Origin of the sequence: Aerococcus sp. UMB7834 (assembly GCF_030215145.1) — a bacterium.
Classification (GTDB): domain Bacteria; phylum Bacillota; class Bacilli; order Lactobacillales; family Aerococcaceae; genus Aerococcus.
Genome location: NZ_JASOLI010000002.1, coordinates 1 through 23,711 on the forward strand (window position 1 = coordinate 1; position 23,711 = coordinate 23,711).

Consider the following 23,711-nt stretch of genomic DNA (forward strand, 5'->3'; position numbering starts at 1 on the left):
AACCTACCCAGACGGTTCTACGGATGAAGTTCCAGTAAATGTTAAGGTCAAAGACTTAACCGACGCAGAAAAGAACACTCCACAAGGGCAAGACATCAACGCTAAAGTTGGTCAAACACCAGACGCTAAAGCTGGTATCAAGGATGCCGACAAGTTACCTCAAGGCACTAAGTTTGACTTCAAGGAACCAGTCGACACCAAGACACCAGGCGACAAGCCAGCTACTGTTGTTGTGACTTACCCAGACGGCAGCAAGGATGAAGTGCCAGTAAATGTTAAAGTTTCTGAAAACCCAACCCAAGCTGAAACAACTGACCCAACCGTCCCAGCCAAGACTGAAGTTGAAGATAAGACCAATTTAACTCCTGAAGAACAAGGCAAGGTTAAGAAGGCTATCGAAGACGCTAACAAGGATAAATTCCCTGCCCCTAAAGAAGGTCAAAACCCAACTACAGTTGAAGTAGGCAAGGACGGTACTGCTACGATCACCTACCCAGACGGTTCGAAAGACACCATCCCAGGTACGGACTTAGTCGTTGAACGTCCTAAGACTACGGTTGAAGGTACACCTAAGCCAGTTAAGCCAACTAACGATCCTCAAGACACCGGCCTTGTTGTGAAGAACCAAGACGACAAGACCCCAACCAAGGTGACTGCCAAGGACGAAGACGGTCAAGATGTTCCTGTAACCGTTGATCCTGCAACTGGCAAGGTTTCCGTAACCCCTGGCACTAAGGTAGATGGACCTATCACCGTAACGGTCGAAGACAAAGACTTACCTGAAGGCAAACAAGACTTCGTTGTCCCAGTCGAAGGTCATGAAGCGGGCCGCGACGACAACGGTACAGATAAGACCCAAGCAGATCTTACTGACCCAGTTGTCCCAGCCAAGACTGAAGTTGAAGATAAGACTAACTTAACCCCAGAAGAACAAGGCAAGGTTAAGAAGGCTATCGAAGACGCCAACAAGGACAAGTTCCCTGCTCCTAAAGATGGACAAAACCCAACAACTGTTGAAGTAGGCAAGGACGGTACCGCAACCATCACCTACCCAGACGGTTCTAAGGACACCATCCCAGGCACCGACTTAGTGGTTGAACGTCCTAAGACTACGGTTGAAGGCACACCTAAGACCGTTAAGCCAAGCAAGGATCCTCAAGACACTGGCCTTGTTGTGAAGAACCAAGACGACAAGACCCCAACCAAGGTGACTGCCAAGGACGAAGACGGCAATGATGTTCCTGTAACCGTAGACCCAACAACTGGTAAGGTTTCTGTAACCCCAGGTACTAAGGTCGATGGACCTATCACCGTAACGGTTGAAGACAAAGACTTACCTGAAGGCAAGCAAGATTTCGTTGTCCCAGTCGAAGGTCATGAAGCCGGCCGCGACGACAACGGTACAGATAAGACTCAAGCAGATCTTACTGACCCAGTTGTTCCAGCTAAGACTGAAGTCGAAGATAAGACTAACTTAACCCCAGAAGAACAAGCTGAAGTTAAGAAGAAAGTTGAAGACGCCAACAAGGACAAGTTCCCTGCTCCTAAAGATGGACAAAACCCAACAACTGTTGAAGTAGGCAAAGACGGTACCGCAACCATCACCTACCCAGACGGTTCTAAGGACACCATCCCAGGCACCGACTTAGTGGTTGAACGTCCTAAGACTACGGTTGAAGGCACACCTAAGACCGTTAAGCCAAGCAAGGATCCTCAAGACACTGGCCTTGTTGTGAAGAACCAAGACGACAAGACCCCAACCAAGGTGACTGCCAAGGACGAAGACGGTCAAGATGTTCCTGTAACCGTTGATCCTGCAACTGGTAAGGTTTCCGTAACACCTGGTACTAAGGTAGATGGCCCAATTACTGTAACTGTCGAAGACAAGGACCTCCCAGAAGGCAAACAAGACTTCGTTGTTCCTGTTAACGGTCACGAAGCCGGCCGCGACGACAATGGTTCAGACAAGAACCAAGCAGACTTAACTGACCCTACTGTCCCAGCTGAGAAAACCCCTGTAGCTGACAAGACCAACTTAACTGAAGACGAAAAAGCTCAAGTTAAGAAAGCCATTGAAGACGCCAACAAGGATAAATTCCCAGCGCCTAAGGACGGTCAACCTGCAACTAAGGTTGAAATCGGCAAGGACGGCACTGCAACCATCACCTACCCAGATGGCTCGAAAGACACCATTCCAGGTACCGACTTAGTTCGTGAAAAGACCAATGTTGACGCCAAGAATGTGAAGCCTGTTGATCCAACAGACGCTAAACAAGGCACCGACATTAAAGTCAATAATCCTGACAAAGACACCACAGTAACCGCTAAGGACGAAGACGGCAAGGGCGTTCCTGTTGTCATCAACCCAGAAACCGGCGAAGTGGAAGTCACTCCAGGTACAAATGTTGACGGTCCAATCGTGGTAACTGTTAACGACCCAGATCTCCCAGGCGGCAAACAAGAAGTTACCGTTCCTGTTAAGGGTCACGAAGCAGGCCGCGACGACAATGGTTCAGACAAGACCCAAGCAGATCTTACTGACCCAACTGTCCCAGCTGAGAAGACCCCTGTAGCCGACAAGACTAACTTAACTGAAGACGAAAAAGCTCAAGTTAAGAAGGCTATCGAAGACGCTAATAAGGATAAATTCCCAGCGCCTAAGGACGGTCAAAAGCCAACCACCGTTGAAATTGGCAAGGACGGCACCGCAACTATCACCTACCCAGATGGCTCACAAGACACCATCCCAGGTACAGACCTCGTTCGCGAAAAGACCAACGTTGATGACTCAGCCGTTAAGGAAGTCAACCCAAGTGACGAAAAACAAGGCACAGGCATCAAGGTTAACAATGCGGATAAGGATACGACAGTGACCGCCAAGGATGAAGACGGCAAAGATATTCCAGCCGTAATCAACCCTGAAACTGGCGAAGTTGAAGTCACTCCAGGTAAGGATGTTGACGGCCCAATCACCGTGACGATCACCGATCCTGAATTACCAGGCGGCAAGAAAGAAGTGACCGTTCCAGTCAAAGGCCATGAAGCTGGTCGCGACGACAACGGTTCTGACCAATCCGCTAAACCTACGATTGAAGCCATCCATGAAGGTGACGAAATCGTGGAAGGTAACGGGGTGCCAGGTGCTAAGATCGTGGTGAAAGACAAGGACGGCAAGGTCATTGGCGAAACCACAGTTGACGGTATCGGCAACTGGTCTGTCAAAGTTCCAGCCAACAAACTTTTCGCTGGGGACAAGGTGACAGTTGAACAAACCGAAGAAGGTAAGAAGCCTGCTGTTGAAACGGCAACGGTTCAAAAGGCAACGGGCGAAACGACACGCAAGGGAGACCCAGCTGTTGCTTACCCAATCGAATCCCACCCAGTTGTTAAGCATGTCGGCGACAGCTTGACCGCAGACGACATCACCAAGGCCATCGTTGTAGTCGGCGTTCCTGAAGGCTCTTACAAGGTAACCATCAATGAAGGTCAAACACTTCCATCAACCGATAAAGTGGGCGACGCCATCATCGATGTGACCGTTACCCTACCAGACGGCACCACCGAAGCTGCCCAAGTATGGGTCATCGTGAAAGCTCAAGGCGGCGCAACTCCTGAGGTCAAGAAGCCAACTACCGTGGACGACTCCCAAGTTAAGGAAGTTAACCCAACTAACGACCAACAAGGTACTGGCATCAAGGTGAACAACCCTGATAAGGACACCACAGTCACCGCTAAGGACGAAGACGGCAAGGACATCCCTGTTGTCATCAACCCTGCAACCGGTGAAGTGGAAGTGACCCCAGGCACCAACGTTGACGGCCCAATCACTGTGACCATCTCCGACCCTGAATTACCAGGCGGTAAGAAAGTCGTTGTGGTTCCAGTCAAAGGCCATGCCGCTGGACGTGACGATAATGGTTCAGATGCTGCTCCAGAACCTGCTGTTCCAGCGAAACCAGAAACACCAGCAGCTCCAGCTCAACCAGCTACCAAACCAGCCGCTCCTCAAAAAGCAGCCCCAGGCACTGTTAAAGTGGACAAGAAACAAGCAAGCGCTCTTCCAAAAGCTAGCCAAGCAGGCAAAGCCCATGCCAAAGCAGCTCAAACGAAGACCAAACTCCCACAAACCGGAGCCCTAGTCGGCCTAACGAGCGGCCTCGCCCTCGCTTTAGTCGGCGCTGGTAGCTTGCTGGCACTCGGCAAAGGCAAAAAGAAAGACTAAAATTTTTCTTGATTGCTAAAGCTGAATAAGAAGAAGCCCTCGCACGAGAATGTGCGGGGGCTTTTTGCGTGGGCGGGTATAATAGTAGGAAGTAGAATTTGGAGTGCTGGCCTAGGTCTGGGAGGGGCGGTTTAGCGCCAAATGAGAAGGGATATGTCGGTATCTCGGAGGCTTAGCGCCAAATGAGAAGGGATATGTCGGTATCTTGGAGAATTAGCGCCAAATGAGAAGGGTTATGTCGGTATCTTGGAGAGTTAGCGCCAAATGAGAAGGGATGTGTCGGTATCTTGGAGAGTTAGCGACAAAAGCTGAGGTGATCTGTCCGTAACTCGGAGAGAACCGGTCATAGGAGTAGGTGATCTGTCCGTAACTTGGAGAGAAAGGGACACAGGGGCAAGGGATCTGTCCGTTTCTCAGGAAGAACCGGCCATAAGGGTAAGGGATATGTCCGTAACTTGGAGAGAACCGGTCATAGGGCTAAGAGATCTGTCCGTATCTCAGGGAGAAATGGACATAAGCCAAGAGAAAAGGCAGTGAGTCGGCTAGAAGCTGCCAGTTCCCAAGAGAAGAGGCAGCATCTCCTTTAGAAGCTGCCTTTTCCTAAAAGGAAAGGTTCTTTCTCGCGGAGAAAGAGCTTCATCATAGGGAAAACTAGGAAGTTCAGCATAAATAGAAAAGCCAGGCTGCTTCTTTTGTCCGTTTGAGGGGGAGGCAGCCTGGCTTGTTATAAATTGGGTACTAATATAGTAGGAAGAGGTTCAAAATAGTAGGCCCGGCTTGTTGAAACGGCATAAGTCTGAGCGACATTACCGTATTCCAGCGCACCTGCCAGGTCTACAAGCGACCACGTAGTCGCTTTTCAGATCAACAGGGGTTTCCACACAGCCACTAGAGGTCTTTACGCTCATAAATCTTTACGGTCAGGATGAAGAGTGCGCTAGCGAGGCCCAGGCAGACCAGGCTGGCGGATAGGACGAGAAGGGTGGGGTCGAGCGACTGGAGGTAGCTGATGAGGCCTTGGACGAAGGCGCTGGTGAAGATGGTCCAGCCGAATGTGATTAGAACGAGGAAGAGGGCGACGCTGACGTAGTTCATGAAGACGGGACCGAAGAGGGTATAGAAGAATTGGTAGCCAACGAGTAGGACGATCGCGGCCAGGCCTAGCAAGAGAATTTCAGTCAGGCTGTTGGCTCTGTAGCCCGGGATCATGGCGTTCAAGATAATGAGCGGAAGGATGAGGGTGGCGACTTGCAGGAGGTGGGAGAGGATCTTGCCAGCGACGACTTCCCTGCGAGAGACGGGGAGGCTCTGGATTAATTGCTGGTAGACTCTCTCGTCGTCCAGGCCGTCGATGTTTCGGATATGGATGAGGGCGAGAAGCAGGCCGAGTGTTAGCGGGAACTGGCCATCCCCTACGATAAAGAGGCCTAGAAGGCTCACCACTAAGGATAAAAATAAGAGTTTGCGACCGATCAACCAGTCTTTGACTAATAAGGCTTTCATTTATTGGCCTCCTTTCAAAGTATAAACCATGATTTCTTCCAGGGAGGCGGGTTCGATCAAAACCTTGTCGCCGTAGAGTTCACGGAAAGTGTCCGCTTCTTGGGTCAGGCCAACAAAGCCGGTAGACGTTTCCTTGAGCCCCGCCAGCAAGGGCTGGGTGTCGGCGTCGAGCAGGTCTGTCGCTCCCTTGACCAGGCGGAAGCGGTCGAGTAAGTCGTCTTTGGCCTCGTCCATGACAATCGTCCCGTCCTGGATCAAGACCACATAATCGGCAATCTTTTCCAAGTCAGTCGTGATGTGGCTGGAGAAGAAGACGGTCTTGTTCTGGTCTTGGATCAGGTCATAGAGCAGGTCGAGGATTTCCGAACGAACGAGGGGGTCTAGGCCGGATGTCGGTTCATCCAGGATAATCAAGTCCGCATGATGGCTCAAAGCCACCGCCAGTGACAATTTGACCTTCATCCCGGTCGATAAGTCCTTGACTTTCTTCCTTGGCGGCAGGCTAAAGTCCTGGCAGAGCTGACGAAATTTGCTCGTGTCCCACTTGGAATAAAAGCCACCCACAACTTTGCCGATAGCTTCCACCGTCAAATTCTCGTAAAAAACATTCTCAGGATAGACAAAACCAATCCGGTCACGCACCGCCTTGCCAGCTTCCTGGTGGTCCATCCCGAAGATTTTAATTGCACCAGCATCTAGCTTGACTAAATCCATAATCAGCCGGATAGTCGTCGACTTGCCTGCACCATTGGGGCCAATAAAGCCGGTGATATAACCTTTAGGGATTTGTAAATTCATCTGGTCAATGCGGAAGTCTCCCAGATGCTTGGAGACATTCTTCAGTTCAATTGCGTCAGTCATTCCTTATTCCTCCATTCTATCTTGTATGCGCTGAGCCAGGTCCTGGGCGCTGAGGCCGATACTCTTAGCCTTGGTCGTAATTTCTGCTAGGTTCTGGTCAATCTCAGCCAAGATCTTCGCTTCAATCTGATCTGTATCTAAGTGGGCCACATAAGTCCCCTGGTAGGGCACCGTCATCAGAAAATGCTCCTGCTCAAGCTTCTCATAAGCCTTCTTGACCGTGATCACGCTCACTTCTAAGTCTTTGGCCAACTGGCGAAGCGGGGGCAACTGCTCTTCTTCCTGCAATTCTCCAGATAAAATATTGCGCTTAAGCTCTTGGACAATCTGCTGGTATAAGGGCAGCTTGGAAAATTTGGATAGGGTGATGTTCATCGGCACAGCTCCTTTGTATCTAGTGTATATTCTTTATACACAGTGTATACTGTGAGGGAACTGTTGTCAAGTTTGATTGGAGGATGTTATTGATAGGCAAAAAAAGCCAGGCGGCGATACTCCAGGCGGTAATACCCCAGGTAGCAAGCTGCCAGGTGAACTAAAGATTAAACAAACCATGTAGTGGTTAATCAAACGGAAACCCCTAAATCTCAAAGAAAAGCTACTAAAGGACACCAAATGGTAAACAGTAAATTACCACAAACAGACGCTATTGCTGGCGTACCCACAGCAGCACTTACAATATCCGTACTTTTGGGCTTTGCATCACTAACTTTAGGGTAAAAGAAAAAAGATTAATCAATAAAATAATCGCAGGTATTTCTTCTCAATATCTTTCGCAAAAGTATAAATAACAATAAGGCATATCAAAGACGCTATAAAGCTGATTTGATATGTCTTTTATTGTTTAGGGGGTGGGAGAGTGTAATAAAATTTTAGATATGTAATCCTTTTCATTTGTTGAATCTCTCATTAAATGATAGAATTTATCTATATTAAATTGGATGATTTGATGAGGATCTGTTTAATAATTCAAGAAAGGACTGAACTTGCCACAAATGCCAGCGCATACATAATAGTTATTTCGTTTGATTTAGAGAGTTATTAAGGAATGAGAGGAAAATTGTGAATAGGTTGTGGAAAAATATGAGACAAGTTCGTGTGCCTCATACATATGTTTTATTATTTAGTTTTATTGTAATTGCAGCTATCATGTCATGGATAGTGCCAGCAGGTGCCTTTGAACGTACGATGGTAGATGGGCGAGAGGTTATTGATCCTTCTTCATTCAGTTACGTTGAAAGGAATCCGCAGGGTATATTTGATATTTTGAAAGCTTTGCCAACGGGGTTTGAAAGAAGTCAACATATTTCTTATTTTTTATTCGTTGTCGGTGGAGCCTTTGGGGTCATTAATCAGACAGGTGCTATTGAGGCAGCTCTAAGTCGTATTGTACGAGCATTAAAAGGTAAAGAAGCGCTAGTTATCCCAATTGTCCTTTTAATTATGGGGATTGCAGGGTCAACTATTGGTTTAAGTGAAGAGACCATTTTATTTATTGCACTAGGTGTGACTTTAGCACGAGGAATAGGCTACGATGCTTTAGTTGGTGTTGGTATGATTGGCTTAGGCGCAGGATTAGGGTTTACAGCAGGCTTCATGAACCCTTTCTCTGTGGGAGTAGCCCAATCGATTGCTGATTTGCCACTATTCTCAGGGATGGGCTTGCGCTTAATTCTCTTTGTAGTGGTGTGGTTAGCCACGACAATTTATCTAAGTCGTTATGCTAAAAGAGTAAAAGCTGATCCTAGTCAAAGTATCGTATATGAAGAAGAGAAAGCAGCTCGAGCAAATAAAAAAGACCAAAAACAGAAAGAAGAACAGCCCTTTACCTTGCAGCAAAAAATTATTTCTGCCATTTTTGCTTTATCTTTTGTCCTGATTGCGATTGGTGTCATTCGATTTGGCTGGTATATCCAAGAAATTGGGGCTGTTTTCATTGGAATGGGGATATTATCTGGCTTTGTAGCAAAAATGCGTCCTGGAAAAATTGCTGATGGCTTTATTGAAGGGGCAAAGGATATGGTATACGCAGCACTGATTGTAGGGTTAGCTCAAAGTTTAATTGTCATCTTAGAAGATGGCATGATTATTGACACGATTATTAATGGTATGTCGAATGCGATTTCATCTTTGCCAAGCGTATTAAGTGCCGTTGGTATCTATATCGTTCAAATTATTATTAATTTCTTTATTTCATCAGGTAGTGGGCAAGCAGCCGTAACAATGCCAATTACGGTACCTTTAGCAGATGCTCTTGGGGTCACACGCCAAACTGCAGTATTATGCTATCAATTAGGAAATGGCTTCCTGGACTCCATTATGCCAATGTCTGGTATCCTAATGGCGCAACTAGCTATTGCTGATATTCCATATTCTAAGTGGGTTAAATTCTCGATGCCTTTAATGGTGATTTGGCTACTTATTGGTTTGATCTTTGTTATAGCGGCTCAATTGATTGGTTATGGACCATTTTAAATCATATTAAAATAAAAAAGTACTGTTAGAGGGCTCCTTCCTCTGTCACTAGTGGAGAATTATCGTATAGTGAACAGAGAAAGAAGTGAGTTCTAACAGTACTTTTTATTTATAAAAAGGAGTCTTCAATTGAAGACTCCCTTATCTATGCACCCAGCAGGATTCGAACCTGCAACCGCCTGATTCGTAGTCAGGTACTCTATCCAGTTGAGCCATGGGTGCGACTCATAACTACACCCATTATAATGCATAAGATAATAAAATGCAAGCTTTAAACTGTAAAATTTAACTATTTAATCAGCGATTGTGATAGAAGGATGGTGTTGGTCACAAATCTCAACTTTGACTTCTTGGTCAAAATAGCGATTTAGGAGATCTTCAAAGTAATCGATTAATTGATTAGCACGGCTAATTTGTTCGGGATAAACACTTTCAAATATAAGAATAGCATCGCGCGTTTCTTCAGTTAACATGGTACGTTGTGCTTCTCGCCAGTTAAAGTTACGACATACTGCGCCTGCATCATCTTTATATATAAGTTCACCAGCTAAGGCTGGATCCGATTCTTCTTGTCCAAGAGGGAAGAAGGACTCGCCACCCTCAGCGAAGGTGAAGGTAAGATTTCCTTGGATCTTCTCAATATCTTCGCCACCGCCTGGTACTCCATAAGTTAGGGAAGTACTATTATATAAATCCACTAAGGGATTAATTGGACGAAGTGTCTCGCCTTTATTTACGCGTTTAAATAGAGCCTCAATGGTCGAACGTGCCCCTTTCTTTGTTTTAAAGGCTCTAAAAATTTCGCGCCATTCTGCTACGATAGGATTGAAACGGAAGGTCTCTTCCGTTAAAAATTTTTGCGCTTCTTGACAGGCCTGGGTGAGCAGCTTTTCTCGATAGTCTTCGTTTTGTTTATGGTTATTGATACCTTTAAGAATAAAGATATGGAAAGTTATATCTGGAAAGAGATCAAAAACCGCTGGGTCAATCGTAAATTTTTTCATATATATTCCTCCTTAAGTTAATCATATCACAAATCAATCGAAAATTATTTTGAATTTAATTCTATTTTTTCTTTACTAGAAAGCTTGTTAGAACAAGGATGGAAGTTCAAATTGTGATGTAAGCGCAATCATAAATGTGATAAATCTCACATACGATATGTGACAAAGCTAAAGGAATCGCTTACAACACCTTGTTATACTACAAGTGTAATAAATAAAGAAGGAGAGAAAGAACAATGACACATGCGATTAATGTATTTTCTGAAATTGGCCGTCTGAAAACAGTACTTGTTCATAGACCAGGTAAAGAATTAGAAAATCTTGTTCCTGACTATCTCGATCGTTTACTGTTTGATGATATTCCATTTTTAGAGGAAGCTCAAAAAGAACACGATAACTTCGTAAAAACTATGGAAGATTTCGGTGTAGAAGTTGTCTATCTTGAACGTTTAGTAGCTGAAGCAATTGATGAAGCTGACGTTAAGGAACAATTTGTTGACGAATGGTTAAGTGAAACAGGTCTTGAAGCTGGAGCTGCTTGGGATGCTATCCGTTCTGACCTTCTCGCCTATGAAGATACCTTTGAAATGGTTCTTAAGACTATGGAAGGGTATAAGAAGATTGATGTGGATCTTGGAGAAGCCGCTTCACTTGATGATTTAGTTGATTCTGAGTATCCATTCTTAGTTGATCCAATGCCTAACCTTTATTTCACACGTGATCCGTTCGCAACAATGAGTCATGGTGTAACGTTGAACCATATGTATTCTGATACACGTAACCGTGAAACCTTATATGGCAAATATATTTTCACCTACCACCCAACATATGGTGGCGATGCAGTACCACGTTACTATGATCGTGACGAACGGACGCGTATCGAAGGTGGCGATGAACTCGTTCTATCTCCAACAACTTTAGCAGTTGGTATTTCTCAACGTACAGGGGCAGCTTCAATTGAAAAATTAGCTCGTCGTCTATTTAAAGAAACCGACTATAAAGAAGTCTTGGCTTTCTCTATTGCTAATAATCGTAAGTTCATGCACTTAGATACAGTATTTACGATGGTTGATTATGATAAGTTTACTATTCACCCTGAAATTGAAGGGGACTTAACAGTCTATTCAATTACTCCTGACGGTGATGATATTAAGATCGAAGAGCGTGTTGATGAATTAGAAAACATCTTACAAGAAGCTCTAGGTATTGAAAAAGTAACCTTAATTCGCTGTGGTGGCGATGATATTGTTGCTTCAGCTCGTGAACAATGGAATGACGGTTCAAATACCTTAACTCTTGCGCCAGGTGAAGTGTTAGTTTATGACCGTAATACTGTAACGAATAAATTATTGAAAGAACACGGGATTAAATTACACGAAGTTCGTGGTAGTGAATTAGTTCGTGGTCGTGGGGGCCCTCGCTGCATGTCAATGCCTCTATACCGTGAAGATATTTAAAAAGATCATAAAAGTAGTTAGCATATAAAATTCCGACAATAATATTCCTAAAATTAAGCTCCACTTTATAACAGGCATACAACAATTTATTAATAGTGTTTAGCCAATACATATACATTCCACTTTTACTAACTTTTAGATTCTACATTGTAGTCATAGGTCTCTACGATTTAATAATGCAAGCAAAAACTCATTTATCCTTAAAGGAGGAAACATATGTTTCAAGGACGTAACTTATTAAAAGAAATCGATTTTACACCAGATGAACTTAAGTATCTAATTGATTTCTCAATTCATCTTAAAGATTTGAAAAAACGTGGGATTCCACACGAATATATGAAAGGGCAAAATATCTGCCTATTATTCGAAAAAACCTCTACACGTACACGTTCAGCCTTTACTGTTGCAGCTAATGATTTAGGGGCAGCACCTGAATTCTTAGGGGCTAACGATATTCAGTTAGGTAAGAAAGAATCTGTTGAAGATACCGCTATCGTATTAGGAAGCATGTTTGATGGGATTGAATTCCGTGGCTTCTCTCAAGAAGTGGTTGAACAACTCGGTGAATTTGCAGGCGTTCCAGTTTGGAATGGCTTAACTGATGAATGGCATCCAACCCAAATGATTGCTGACTTCATGACAATGAAAGAAGAATTTGGTGAACTTGAAGGGCGTACTTTAGTTTACTGCGGTGATGGCCGTAACAATATGGCAAATAGCTTGATTGTTATGGGGGCTTTAATTGGTGTCAATATTACAATTGCAGCACCTAAAGAGTTACAAACCAGTGAAGACATTGTCAAAATGGCAGAAGGCTATGCGAAAGAATCAGGCGCTACTGTTAAAGTAACCGATGATGTAGTTGCAGCTGTTAAAGATGCTGATGCTATCTATACTGATGTTTGGGTATCTATGGGTGAAGAAGACAAATTCGAAGAACGTGTTAACTTACTTAAACCATATCAAGTGAATAAAGAGTTAACATCACATATTGAAAATGAAGATTGGATCTTCTTACACTGCTTACCAGCATTCCATGATACTGAAACTACTTATGGTAAAGATGTTGAAGAAAAATTCAATGTCAGCGAAATGGAAGTTACAGATGAAGTCTTCCGTGGCGAACATGCACGCCAATTTGAGCAAGCTGAAAATCGCATGCACTCAATTAAAGCGATTATGGCTGCAACAAATGGTAACCTCTTCATTCCAAAAGTTTAGGAAATAGAGGGTTAGTGTTTTGACTCAATAATGCACAAAATGAGGGTCAGGATGAGAGGCATCGGCCTTCTTATCCTGGCCTTTTATTTATAAATTTTAATAAAGGAGATGAGAGATATGGAAGAGGCAGGTCAAAAAAAGAAAAAATCTTTTAAGATGCCAACATCTTTTACGATTTTATTCTTAATTACAATTGTCATTGCCATATTTACATGGATAATTCCAGCGGGCCAGTATGATGTCACGGATGCAGGTGACTTTATTTCTGGAACCTACCAGACAATTGAAAGTAATCCCCAAGGTATTTGGGACGTATTGGCTGCTCCGTTCGCTGGTTTAACAGGGAATAAATTAACTGAAGGTGCGATTCAAATCTCGCTATTCATTTTAGTTTTAGGGGGATTCCTACAAGTCGTTACCGTTACAGGAGCTATTGATGCAGGGATTGGTGCAGCAATCCGTGCGAATAAGGATAATATGACACGTTTAATTTGGATCTTAATGGGTATCTTTGCTTTAGGTGGGAGTACCTATGGGATGTCTGAAGAAACCGTGCCATTCTACGCTCTATTGATTCCGATGATGGTAGCAGTTGGTTTTGATGCGATGGTTGGGATTGCAGTCGTTCTTGTTGGCTCAGGTGTTGGTTGTTTGGCTTCTACAGTCAATCCATTCGCAACTGGGATTGCGTCTTCAATGGCTGGAATAGGCCTGGGAGACGGTATTGTTCCACGTGTCATTATGTTAGTTGTGATGTATGTCATTGCAGCAAGTTATGTTACAAGATATGCGAAAAAAGTCCAGAAAGATCCAAGTAATTCTCTGATTGCGGATCAATATGAATCTGACAAAGAAAAATTCAAAATTGAAGGTAACATTGACCAAATTACATCGAAGCAACGTTCCGTATTGGGGTTATTCTTATTCACATTCTTAATTATGGTGATTTCTTTAATCCCTTGGAGCGAATTCGGTATTACTATCTTCCATGATATTCATGATTGGATCAATAGTATTCCAATCCTTGGTGCTTTGGTTGGTCAAAGTGTCATTCCTTTTGGTGAATGGTATTTAGGTGAAATTACAGTACTGTTCTTCTTAATGGGTATCATTATTGCCTTCGTTTATGGCATGAGTGAAGAAGATTTCGTGAATAATTTTATTGATGGTGCTAAAGATTTACTGAGTGTTGCTCTAATCTGTGCGGTTGCTCGTGGGATCCAAGTTATTATGAATGATGGTCAAATTACTGCCACGGTTCTGCACTGGGGAGAAATGGCACTTTCAAACTTATCTTCAGGATTCTTTATTATTCTAACTTATCTCTTCTACCTACCTATGTCATTCTTAATTCCTTCAACATCTGGGCTAGCTGCAGCAACTGTAGGGATTATGGCACCTCTTGGTGATTTCGCTGGCGTTGCTCAAAGCTTAGTCATTACAGCTTACCAATCAGCTGCAGGAATCGTTAACTTAATTACACCAACTTCAGGAGTAGTTATGGCAGCGCTTGCGATTGCAGGAATTGAAATTACTACATGGTGGAAATTTATGTGGAAGTTAATCTTAATGCTTGCAGCAGCTTCGCTCATTATCTTAGTCCTCTTTGCAATTTTCTAGAGAATAGAAGGGAAGAAGCCGTATGGAATATGAATTAACCGCAAGTGTTCAGAAAGAAGCTCTACGAAGTTTAGATCAGTGGATTAGCGTTCCATCTGTACTTGATGAAGACTCTGTGCATACACCTTTTGGCGATAACATTCAGCACGCCTTGGAAGTAGCGATGGAAACCTGTCAATCACTGGGGATGCAAACACATATTGACGAAAAAGGTTATTATGCATACGCAGAAATCGGTTCGGGAGAGAAACTATTAGCTATCTTATGTCATTTAGATGTTGTTCCTACTGGAGATGAAACTGCTTGGCATTTTCCACCATTTGAACTAAATCTTGCAGATGGAAAATTATATGGGAGAGGAACGCAAGACGACAAGGGGCCAAGTGTGGCAGCTCTGTACGGACTAAAATCGCTATTAGATCGCGGAGAAAAATTGAATAAGCGTGTTCGTTTTATCTTCGGAGCAGATGAAGAGACCTTATGGCGCTGTATGGAGCGTTACAATGCTAATGAAGAACAAGCTGATTATGGCTTTGCACCAGATTCAGCCTTCCCTTTAACTTTTGCTGAGAAAGGCTTACTACAACTCTACTTATATGGTCCAGGCAGTGTTGCGATCAGTCTTGATGTGCAACATGCTTTAAATGTGGTGCCAGATCAAGCGAAGTATCAAGGTAAAGATTTAGATGCAATTAAAGCTTCACTCGAGGAAATAGGAGCCAACTATGAGGAAAATGGCAATGGAGTAACTGTCATCGGCAAATCTATCCATGCTAAAGATGCACCTCAAGGGACCAATGCTTTAGTTCAATTAGCTAAAGCTCTTAATGAAAGTAATCAACATCCAATGCTTGAATTTATTAGTAAACATTTTACTAAGGCAAATGGTGAAGATCTATTTGGTGAAGTTGAAGATGAGATGAGCGGGGGGCTCACTTGTAATCTTGCCCAATTAAGTATTGATTCTAAGCAATCAAAATTAGGGATTGATATGCGGATTCCTGTAACAGCAAACAAGGAGGCCCTGGTGGCAGAACTGGAAAAGGTCGCGAGCGAATATGAGCTTCGCTATGAAGAATTCGATTACTTAGCTTCTTTATATGTACCAGAAGATAGCGATCTTGTTCAAACTCTTCTAAAGGTATATCGCGAGTTAACGGGTGACGATTCCAAACCCATGAGTTCTGGCGGCGCTACATTTGCTCGTACGATGCCCAACTGTGTGGCTTATGGTGCCTGTTTACCTGGTGTTCCTATGACTGAACACCAGATCAACGAAGCCATGCCATTAAAGAATTTTTATGATGCAATGGAAATTTATGCGCAAGCTATTCGCGCACTAGCAGTCGACTAAATCTAGAAAGGAAGATCATATGTCAAGAAAAGTTGTTGTTGCATTAGGTGGTAATGCCATCTTATCAGATGACCCAAGCGCAGAAGCACAAAAGAGTGCCTTAGAACAAACAGCAAAATATCTCGTTCAACTCATTGCTAATGGTGACGAATTGATTATCACGCACGGTAATGGGCCACAGGTAGGGAATTTGCTTTTACAACATATTGCAAGTGACTCCCCAAAAAATCCAGCCTTTCCTTTAGATAGCTTAGTAGCTATGACTGAAGGAAGCATTGGCTATTGGCTACAAAATGCTTTACAAAATGAACTACAAAAAAATAATATCGATAAATCAGTCGCGTCTGTTGTTACTCAAGTTGTAGTGGATAAAGAAGATCCAGCATTCAAAGACCCTTCGAAACCAATTGGTCCTTTCTATACCGAAGAAGAAGCAAAAGCTGAGATGGAAAAATCTGATGCTAGCTTTAAAGAAGATGCTGGACGTGGATGGCGTAAGGTTGTCGCATCTCCTAAACCTGTGCGCATCCAAGAAATTGCAGGCATTAAGAGTTTAATTGAAGCTGGACAAGTCGTTGTTGCAGCCGGTGGGGGCGGTATTCCCGTAGTTGAAACAGACAATGGCCTAGAAGGTGTAGAAGCAGTTATCGATAAGGATTTTGCTTCTCAACAATTAGCTCATGAAATTGATGCCGATCTATTCATTGTACTGACTGGTGTTGATTATGTTTACATCAACTACAACAAAGAAAACCAAGAAAAATTAGAAGAAGTTTCTATTGATCAGTTACAAACTTATATCGAAGAAGATCAATTTGCACCGGGGTCAATGTTGCCTAAGATTGAGGCAACCATGGCATTTGTTGATGGACATGAAGAACGTAAGTCGGTGATTACCTCCTTAGAAAACCTAGGAGAATTAATCAAGTCTGGCGCAGGAACTACCATTAAAAATTAAAAAGGGCCTTGTAATTTCTCTTAGACTATGGTAATGTAGTCTATAATTATGATATATAAAAATAATATCAAGAGAGTAAATAAGTGGATGAAGTACAGCGATTTGGGATGATGAGAGCCAAAATTCTAAACTTATTGAACCGCACTTGATTTCTGATAAAGTGAAACTAGCAATAGCTTTATCCGGTCTCAATCCGTTAACATTGACTAAAGGGATAATTTAATTATCTAAATTAGAGTGGTACCGTGTTATTGAAAGACACCTCTAGGACTTTTCCTGGGGGTGTCTTTTATTTATAAATTAATGGAGGTAAAAATATGAATGAAAAACAGAAAATTGTTGATTTAATCTATTCTAGTGTAGAAGAGCATTTAAATAAAGAAGAAATCATGGATTTGATTGAAGTTCCTGCTAATCCAGAATTTGGCGATTATGCTTTCCCAACCTTTCAACTCGCAAAAGCTTATAGAAAAGCGCCACAAAAAATTGCTGAGGAGATAACAGAAAGTCTGGAAAATCAAGAAGAGTTTACAGAGATTACAGCAGTCGGTCCATATATTAATTTTAAATCAAATCGTGAGCTAGTTTCTCAACATGTGCTTTCAAATGTTTTAGAGCAAGGCAGCGATTATGGGAGCACTGATATTGGCAAGGGCGGCAATATTACTATTGATATGTCATCACCTAATATTGCCAAGCCAATGTCAATGGGTCACTTGCGCTCGACCGTTATCGGGAATGCAATTGCTCTTATACTTGACAAATTGAATTATAATTCCATTCGAATCAACCACTTAGGTGACTGGGGAACTCAGTTTGGTAAATTGATTGTAGCTTACCGTAAATGGGGAGACGAAGAAACCGTTCGCCAAGATCCTGTGAATGAACTAGTGAAACTCTATGTTGAATTCCATGAACGCGCTGAAGAGGATCCGTCATTAGATGAAGAAGGCCGTGCAGCTTTCAAAGCCTTAGAAGATGGTGATGAAGAGGTTGTCGCCCTATGGAATTGGTTTAAAGATGAATCAATTAAAGCTTTCCAAAAGGTTTATGATCTCTTAAATGTTCATTTCGATTATTATACTGGCGAATCTTTTTACAATGATAAGATGCAACCGATTATTGATGAATTAGAAGACAAAGGGATTAGCGAGATTGAGCAAGGAGCGACAATTGTTCGTCTAGATGATGTCGACCTCCCACCAGCCTTGATCAAGAAATCTGATGGGGCAACACTTTACCTTACACGGGACTTGGCAACTGCCTATTACCGTAAAGCAACCTTTGATTTTGTGGAGAGCCTCTATATCGTTGGTAACGAGCAAACCAACCACTTTAACCAATTGAAAGCTGTATTGAAAAAATTGGGTAAAGACTGGTCTGATGATATGCATCATATTCCATTTGGTTTGATCACTTTAAATGGGAAAAAATTATCAACACGTAAGGGTAAGATTGTCTTACTCGAAGATGTGCTAAATGAAGCCACTAAATTAGCTTATGAGCAAATTGAAACGAAGAACCCCGACCTTCCGAATAAAGAAGAAGTGGCTGCACAAGTCGGCCCAGGTGCTGTTATCTTCCATGATTTGAAGAATGAACGCTTGCATAATTTTGATTTTAATTTACAAGAAGTAGTTCAATTTGAAGGGGAGACAGGTCCCTATGTTCAATACGCTCATGCTCGTATTCAAACAATTCTCGAAAAATATGGTAAAGAGGTAGAAGCTAACCCTGATCATGTACTGACGGATGACTATAGCTGGCAAATCGTTAAACTATTGGAGCAATATCCTAAGGTAATTATTCGAGCAGCTAAACAATATGAACCCTCAGTTGTATCGAAATATTTAATTTCTTTAGCTCAAGCCTTTAATAAATATTATGGGAATACACGTATTCTAGAAGATGATGACCAACTAGAAGCAAGAATCGCACTGATTTCTGCAGTTGCTATTGTCTTGAAAGATGGTCTAGGTTTACTAGGTATTGCAGCTCCTAATAAGATGTAATTCTGCGATAAGCTGACGCACTCTCTCAGGCAAATCAATTTTGTCTGAGAGTTTTTTATTCAATAAAAATACGCATTATAGTCTTACATTAATGTCAGGCGTGAATCTCTACTTGGGATGTGGTAATATAGACTTATGCTATGGATAGTCAATCGATATGTTATTTATTGAATAAAGATACAATTTAGGTTAAAAAGCAAAATGAATTTAATTTCTTCTATAATAATGTGTACCAGGGGAGTGACCTAAGTGTGAACCGAGATTTTGAATATTATATGGAAAATTTATCAGATGAAGAATTTTTCTCGCGTTTTACAGAAGATGAAATGATGAAAATAAAGAGTCATTCAATCATTCATCAATTTGGAAAAGGGCAGATTCTTTTCTTTCAAGAAGACTATAAAAATTATTGTTACTACTTGTTGAAAGGCTTAATTCGTTTGGAGAAGACAGACGAAACAGGAGACTTTCAATATATTGATTATGTGACAGCACATTCCTTCTTACTCTATGGTGAGTTCTTAAACCCAGATAATATGAACAAATATACTGGATTTGCTGCAACAGAAATCATCTTATTAATGATTCCACGTGATCTTCTGGAGAAGATTACGATGCAGAATAATGAGCAAATGATATATATGTATCAAATGATCGCCGAAGTACTCGTATTTCCTGAGCGGCGGATTCAAATGACCACTATCTCCAGTGCTAAACAGCGAGTGATTCAGACGCTTGCCATTTGGATGTACGATCTGGGGCAGCGTATGGGAGATAATATTGTAATCGATTATCCATTAACGATTGGTGAACTTGCAACGGTTTCCGGGACGACGCGAGAAACGGCAGGTCGTGTCGTTAAGCAGTTAACTAAAGAGGATCGGATTGATTTTACACGTCAAGAAATCATCTACCTTGATTTAGACTACTTCAATGAATTGTTGTGGTAAGGTCTTGTGAGTATACTATACCAAGTTCTCTTTCAGAAGATTTAGATCGATTGCTCTAGAATAAAAAATTGGCAAGCTTATTGTGTCATTTAAGCTTGCCAATTTTTTATTATAAGCTTTCTAGTGGATAGTTGGTGGTCATCTTAAAGGCGAGAGTTCATTAACTAAGTAATAAAAAAGGATATTGTAACCTACGCCCACAAAGACAAGGACGAAAGTAGAACGTAGGTATACAATATCCCCTATAATCAGTATAGGATAAAACTTTTAAAAATGCTAGGATAGTCTACAAAATTTAATCGATTTTTCAGGATGATATATGAGATGGTCAGCATATTTCTAAGCTAGTATTCACTATTTGGGAGATGATTCAGAATCAGTGAGGATAAGATCAATTGTTTTTTTACGATCAGGGATTAGAAAATAAATTTTTCCAGGTAAATTATAGTGTTTTGGAATATGAAGAGGACTTAGCTTGGTATATATGAAGCTAGTTTTATTATCTTCTAAAATTATATTATAAAGTATAACCGTAATAAATCTGCCCAATTTTGGTAGCAGATAGAGTATCGAATATAAGAAGAGGATAAAGTAAAAATGGTTGAGCACCATATTTTCATTAAACTGATAAGGAACTCTTACTTGGTAAGTTTTGCCTTCTGATTCTAAGGTCAAAATAGAATAGTTTATGTCACTTGGATCTGAACGTTTATTGATTAGTTTAGTTGGCGTAGGCTCTATAAGAATTGTTGACTGATCAACGACTTGTTCAGTTCTATTGCTTAAAATAAAGAAATTTAATTTTGAGTAATCATTTAGTTCATAATTTCCAAATTCTAGAGCTAATAAAAAATATGGAATGGTTACTGCAGAAATGACTATTTTTTCTAGCTTTGAAAGTGTGTAAAAACGTGGTGCTATTGTCTTTACTAGGTTGCCTGGCGCATTTTCAATAAAGAAGAGATAGATAATCCAAATAAAGCAATTTGTACATAAGAATATTAATAAATGGGACGTATTATACATGAATATGAACATAATACCAAAGCCAAAAATCACAAGTATAATAGCGAAATTAATCAATAAATTAATGTTGTTTTTTAAGCTCTGAATGTTCAGTTCAAAATTTTTACATTTAAATCCTAGGCCTCTGATTCTCCAGAAATAAAAATAATTTATATATGTGAATAGGACTAGTGCGTATATCAATATAATTTGCCCCATACTTTGCTCGTTAGGTAATTTCGAGTGAATCAAGCTACTTCCATATAAGATAAATATAATCAAAATAAATGCAGATTCAATAATATGTATAATTGCTTTATTACGTCGTCTTCTTCATGATTATCTATATGGCCGTTGTTCTTATCCAAAATAATTACTCCTTTTTAATTAATTATAAAATAAATAGTATAATAAGTCTTTTACAAAAATAGAGAAAGAATTACGGATGCCATGATCTGTTAAAGAAGATGAAAAAGTCGCTTGCTTCTCTTATCATTTGGAGTTGGATAAGGCAAGGCAGCTACTTTATTATTGTAACTGATATAATATGTCACTAATATAGTAGAAACTAGTTTTAAAGGGCGAGTATAGAGTGCACGTAAAGATAAATATTCCCTATTACCTAGGGGTCAGGAATGGAATTCTGACCCTAGACTTTAGCTATATCCTGCTGTTCAGGAGTACTGTTATACCGTTTGAGAGTGATCGGTTTTCTAAGATATTTTATATGTTAAAGTATATTTAAACATAATAAAATAGATTGGAGAAATTGATATGAAGAAATCAATAAAGTATCTTGGCTTAAGCGTGTTGACCCTATCCATGCTGGCTGCTTGTTCGAATACTGAGGAAGGTGCGAGTCAAGGACAAGGTGATGATCAAGCTGGTGGACAGGAATTAGTGACCAATTCAAAGTCTGACCAGAAGGAAGTAACAGAGGATGATGTTGACAAGATTAAAGAACAAATTGAGCTATCAGATCTTAAAATTGAAGAATCTAAACGGAACCCAGATGACTATCGGGTGCAGCCAAATGGTTCACTATGGGATACGTCATTCACTGTGACGAACAATAGTGATTTTACCGTGAGTTTCCCAGTCGAATTCTATACGACACGGGGGGTTGAAGATGAATATGGAGAAATTACTTCAGAACAGACGAATGAAGCAGGTTTCGGACAAAGCTTCGAAGAGCTGGAAACTGGAAATATTCTTGACAAGGGCTATGTTGCTTACCTTGAGCCTGGCGAAAGTCGAACTTATCAAGGTTATATGACAACTGGCGAAAATGAGGAAATTCATCAAGCAGTTGAAATGGGAGATATGTTCTATACGAATGTAGAGGATGCTGAAGATGGGAAGGTTCCTCATGTTGCGACGACTGATGAAATTAGCTATGAGTTATTTAAGGAGAGACCTGATGATGTAGTCATTAGTTTAAAAGCCAAAAATAACTTAGGCCAATATATTAAATCCGCTGACTTTTATTTCAAAGATAAGAAACAATCAGGGGACTCCCTGGTAATGTATGATGTTAGTCATCTAAAACCTAATGGGGAAGCTACATCTGAATTTGTTTGGGCTGGGGAGCCTGAAAACTTACAAAGTACTGGTTATGTTCTGTACTATGTCGACACAGCTAAACGCGACGAAAATAAATAAAACATTCTATCCATTTTAATACAAGAAAATCCAACGCAGAGCTTCACTGAAGGCCATGCGTTGGATTTTTTCTTAATTATGGTGTTGCTAGATCCTGCTCAAGCAACCAACCCAGGTAGACCCCTGGACTGGCCAAGAGATAGGCTTTCCGACTGCGGCTCTGCTTGACGGCCTTCTCACCAACTACCTTATAGGTCTTACCGAGTACCTTGGGATGGATGCGCTCGCCAGTCTGCCAGTGGCTGGCGTGCTTGGCGATGGTGATCTCTCGAGCGTCACGCAACTTGACTAATTCATTGACAGCCTGCTGGACGGTCGATGGATTGTGGCCAGCATTCCGGAGGCGGTATACTCTATCAGCCCCGTTGCCCCACTTGGCGTCTAGAACTTCTTTAGCGAGCTGGTAGTCCTTGTCAGTAGGCTTAACACTCGAACTATAGCGTGGCCTAGCATAGCCCTTGATTCGCCAGTCATTCCACCTGAAGCGATTGCGGCGGACCATGTTCCCCGAATTGCCTTCAATCGTAGTGACTTGACCTCCAGAAACGTTCTCCACAAAACCGATATGGTCCGCAAAACCGGCCCCGTCCCAATCAAAAGTAATGATATCGCCTGGCTTGGGGTAGACCCGACCTAACCAGATCCCGAGCTGGGTGAAGCGATGGATGTGTCGCTGGACGCCGCACTCCCGGCCGATGAGGGAACCCGCTCCCACTTCATCACTGACCGCCGTCACAAAGGCATCGCACCAGTCGTCGGCATAGGTCATGGTGTAGCCTACTGGACGGGGAAGAACCGCATTGTAGCGGTCGATCAGTGCCTTGTGTGCACCCGACCACTGGCGAACACCCAGATACTTGCGGGCACCATTAAGAATATCTTGGGCGCTGACCATTCCCGTCACCTCCCCCATAATAATGCTGGCTTGAAATCTGTAGGATGGTCCCCAAGAAGGCCGTGCCCAGGTTGATTAGCGTTATCCAGACATCAACAGCCTCCCAGTAGAGGACCTCACCAACCCCTTTTATTAAGACGGCTAGGGCGGGCAGGAAGATCAAGACCAACCACTTGGCCTTGTCGTAAGAATCATTATCTAAGAACATGTGACAACCTCCATTTCTTTGAGTCTTTCTTGAAACTTCTGAATGGCTTCTTGGTGGACCTTGATCTGGTAGCTGTGGACACCAACTTCCTGGGCGAGTTCCTGACGAGCTTCCAGCTGCCGGTCCAGCGTCTCCTGAATACTATCGATCCGAGTGATGAGGTCATGGATGGCGGTAATCAGCCGAACCAAGCGCCGAATCAGCGTGACCAAGGTTAAGACCGCCCCTGCTAGACTTCCGATTTCGATAAGGGTCATCGCTCTTTCCTTTCTATAAAAATAGCCCCGCTGATCGTACAGCGAGG

Annotated in this window: 18 protein-coding genes, 1 tRNA gene and 1 other annotated feature; of the genes, 10 read left to right on the plus strand and 9 right to left on the minus strand. The window is 42.1% G+C overall.

Going from position 1 to position 23,711, the window contains the following annotated elements:
- Nucleotides 1-4,222, plus strand: a 4,222-nt coding sequence (locus QP339_RS01645) for a MiiA motif-containing surface protein (protein WP_284910131.1), incomplete at its 5' end; no start/stop codon positions are given.
- Between the two features lie 888 nt (nt 4,223-5,110).
- Here QP339_RS01645 and QP339_RS01650 read toward each other — a convergent pair.
- From QP339_RS01650 to QP339_RS01660, 3 genes are read right to left on the minus strand one after another with little or no spacing between them, the layout of a single operon-like run.
- A complete protein-coding gene (locus QP339_RS01650; RefSeq protein WP_284910132.1) occupies nt 5,111-5,725 on the minus strand; it encodes an ABC-2 transporter permease in 615 nt (204 codons plus the stop codon).
- The gene (pmtA, locus tag QP339_RS01655) at nt 5,726-6,586 is read right to left on the minus strand and encodes a phenol-soluble modulin export ABC transporter ATP-binding protein PmtA (protein ID WP_284910133.1); all 861 of its coding nucleotides are present in this window, start codon (nt 6,584-6,586) and stop codon (nt 5,726-5,728) included.
- Nucleotides 6,587-6,589: 3 nt separating this feature from the next.
- Nucleotides 6,590-6,961 carry a GntR family transcriptional regulator gene (locus tag QP339_RS01660; protein ID WP_284910135.1) on the minus strand — a complete coding sequence of 124 codons (372 nt, stop codon included), beginning with the start codon at nt 6,959-6,961 and terminating at the stop codon, nt 6,590-6,592.
- A gap of 708 nt (nt 6,962-7,669) precedes the next feature.
- Between QP339_RS01660 and QP339_RS01665 the strand changes: the two genes are divergently transcribed.
- Nucleotides 7,670-9,061: a YfcC family protein gene (locus QP339_RS01665; protein WP_284910136.1), complete on the plus strand. Its 1,392-nt coding sequence runs from the start codon at nt 7,670-7,672 to the stop codon at nt 9,059-9,061.
- Nucleotides 9,062-9,209: 148 nt separating this feature from the next.
- Here the strand turns inward: QP339_RS01665 and QP339_RS01670 are convergent.
- A tRNA-Arg gene (locus QP339_RS01670) sits at nt 9,210-9,283 on the minus strand.
- Nucleotides 9,284-9,354: 71 nt separating this feature from the next.
- Nucleotides 9,355-10,065: a B3/B4 domain-containing protein gene (locus tag QP339_RS01675; protein WP_284910137.1), complete on the minus strand. Its 711-nt coding sequence runs from the start codon at nt 10,063-10,065 to the stop codon at nt 9,355-9,357.
- 236 nt (nt 10,066-10,301) lie between these two features.
- On the opposite strand from QP339_RS01675, the gene arcA reads away from it, so the two are divergent.
- From arcA to QP339_RS01710, 7 genes are all read left to right on the plus strand, one after another.
- Nucleotides 10,302-11,522 carry an arginine deiminase gene (arcA, locus tag QP339_RS01680; protein ID WP_284910138.1) on the plus strand — a complete coding sequence of 407 codons (1,221 nt, stop codon included), beginning with the start codon at nt 10,302-10,304 and terminating at the stop codon, nt 11,520-11,522.
- A gap of 216 nt (nt 11,523-11,738) precedes the next feature.
- Nucleotides 11,739-12,743 carry an ornithine carbamoyltransferase gene (gene argF, locus QP339_RS01685; protein ID WP_284910140.1) on the plus strand — a complete coding sequence of 335 codons (1,005 nt, stop codon included), beginning with the start codon at nt 11,739-11,741 and terminating at the stop codon, nt 12,741-12,743.
- Between the two features lie 108 nt (nt 12,744-12,851).
- Entirely contained in the window at nt 12,852-14,363 is a 1,512-nt protein-coding gene (locus tag QP339_RS01690) for a YfcC family protein (protein WP_502869641.1), read from the plus strand.
- Nucleotides 14,364-14,385: 22 nt separating this feature from the next.
- Nucleotides 14,386-15,717, plus strand: coding sequence for a M20 family metallopeptidase (locus tag QP339_RS01695; protein WP_284910142.1), 1,332 nt, complete (start codon nt 14,386-14,388; stop codon nt 15,715-15,717).
- Nucleotides 15,718-15,736: 19 nt separating this feature from the next.
- Nucleotides 15,737-16,675 (plus strand): carbamate kinase, encoded by a 939-nt coding sequence (gene arcC / locus QP339_RS01700; protein ID WP_284910143.1) that lies wholly within the window; start codon nt 15,737-15,739, stop codon nt 16,673-16,675.
- A 60-nt stretch (nt 16,676-16,735) separates the two neighbouring features.
- Nucleotides 16,736-16,944 (plus strand) — a binding site (T-box leader).
- A 48-nt stretch (nt 16,945-16,992) separates the two neighbouring features.
- Entirely contained in the window at nt 16,993-18,687 is a 1,695-nt protein-coding gene (gene argS / locus QP339_RS01705) for an arginine--tRNA ligase (protein ID WP_284910144.1), read from the plus strand.
- A 251-nt stretch (nt 18,688-18,938) separates the two neighbouring features.
- On the plus strand, nt 18,939-19,637 hold the full coding sequence (locus tag QP339_RS01710; RefSeq protein ID WP_284910145.1) for a Crp/Fnr family transcriptional regulator: 699 nt from the start codon (nt 18,939-18,941) through the stop codon (nt 19,635-19,637).
- Nucleotides 19,638-19,991: 354 nt separating this feature from the next.
- Here the strand turns inward: QP339_RS01710 and QP339_RS01715 are convergent, their stop codons facing one another.
- Nucleotides 19,992-20,861, minus strand: coding sequence for a hypothetical protein (locus QP339_RS01715; protein WP_284910146.1), 870 nt, complete (start codon nt 20,859-20,861; stop codon nt 19,992-19,994).
- Between the two features lie 555 nt (nt 20,862-21,416).
- Between QP339_RS01715 and QP339_RS01720 the strand changes: the two genes are divergently transcribed.
- Nucleotides 21,417-22,304 carry a hypothetical protein gene (locus tag QP339_RS01720; RefSeq protein WP_284910147.1) on the plus strand — a complete coding sequence of 296 codons (888 nt, stop codon included), beginning with the start codon at nt 21,417-21,419 and terminating at the stop codon, nt 22,302-22,304.
- A gap of 76 nt (nt 22,305-22,380) precedes the next feature.
- Here the strand turns inward: QP339_RS01720 and QP339_RS01725 are convergent, their stop codons facing one another.
- Genes QP339_RS01725 through QP339_RS01735 form a run of 3 tightly spaced genes read right to left on the minus strand, consistent with a single transcriptional unit; the run spans nt 22,381 to nt 23,664 of the window.
- Nucleotides 22,381-23,199, minus strand: coding sequence for a CHAP domain-containing protein (locus QP339_RS01725; RefSeq protein ID WP_284910148.1), 819 nt, complete (start codon nt 23,197-23,199; stop codon nt 22,381-22,383).
- Nucleotides 23,174-23,407: a phage holin gene (locus QP339_RS01730; protein ID WP_284910149.1), complete on the minus strand. Its 234-nt coding sequence runs from the start codon at nt 23,405-23,407 to the stop codon at nt 23,174-23,176. Before QP339_RS01730 ends, QP339_RS01725 begins: the two co-directional genes overlap by 26 nt.
- Nucleotides 23,398-23,664: a hypothetical protein gene (locus QP339_RS01735; protein WP_070619436.1), complete on the minus strand. Its 267-nt coding sequence runs from the start codon at nt 23,662-23,664 to the stop codon at nt 23,398-23,400. The genes QP339_RS01730 and QP339_RS01735 overlap by 10 nt, the downstream gene beginning before the upstream one ends.
- Nucleotides 23,665-23,711 lie beyond the last annotated feature (47 nt).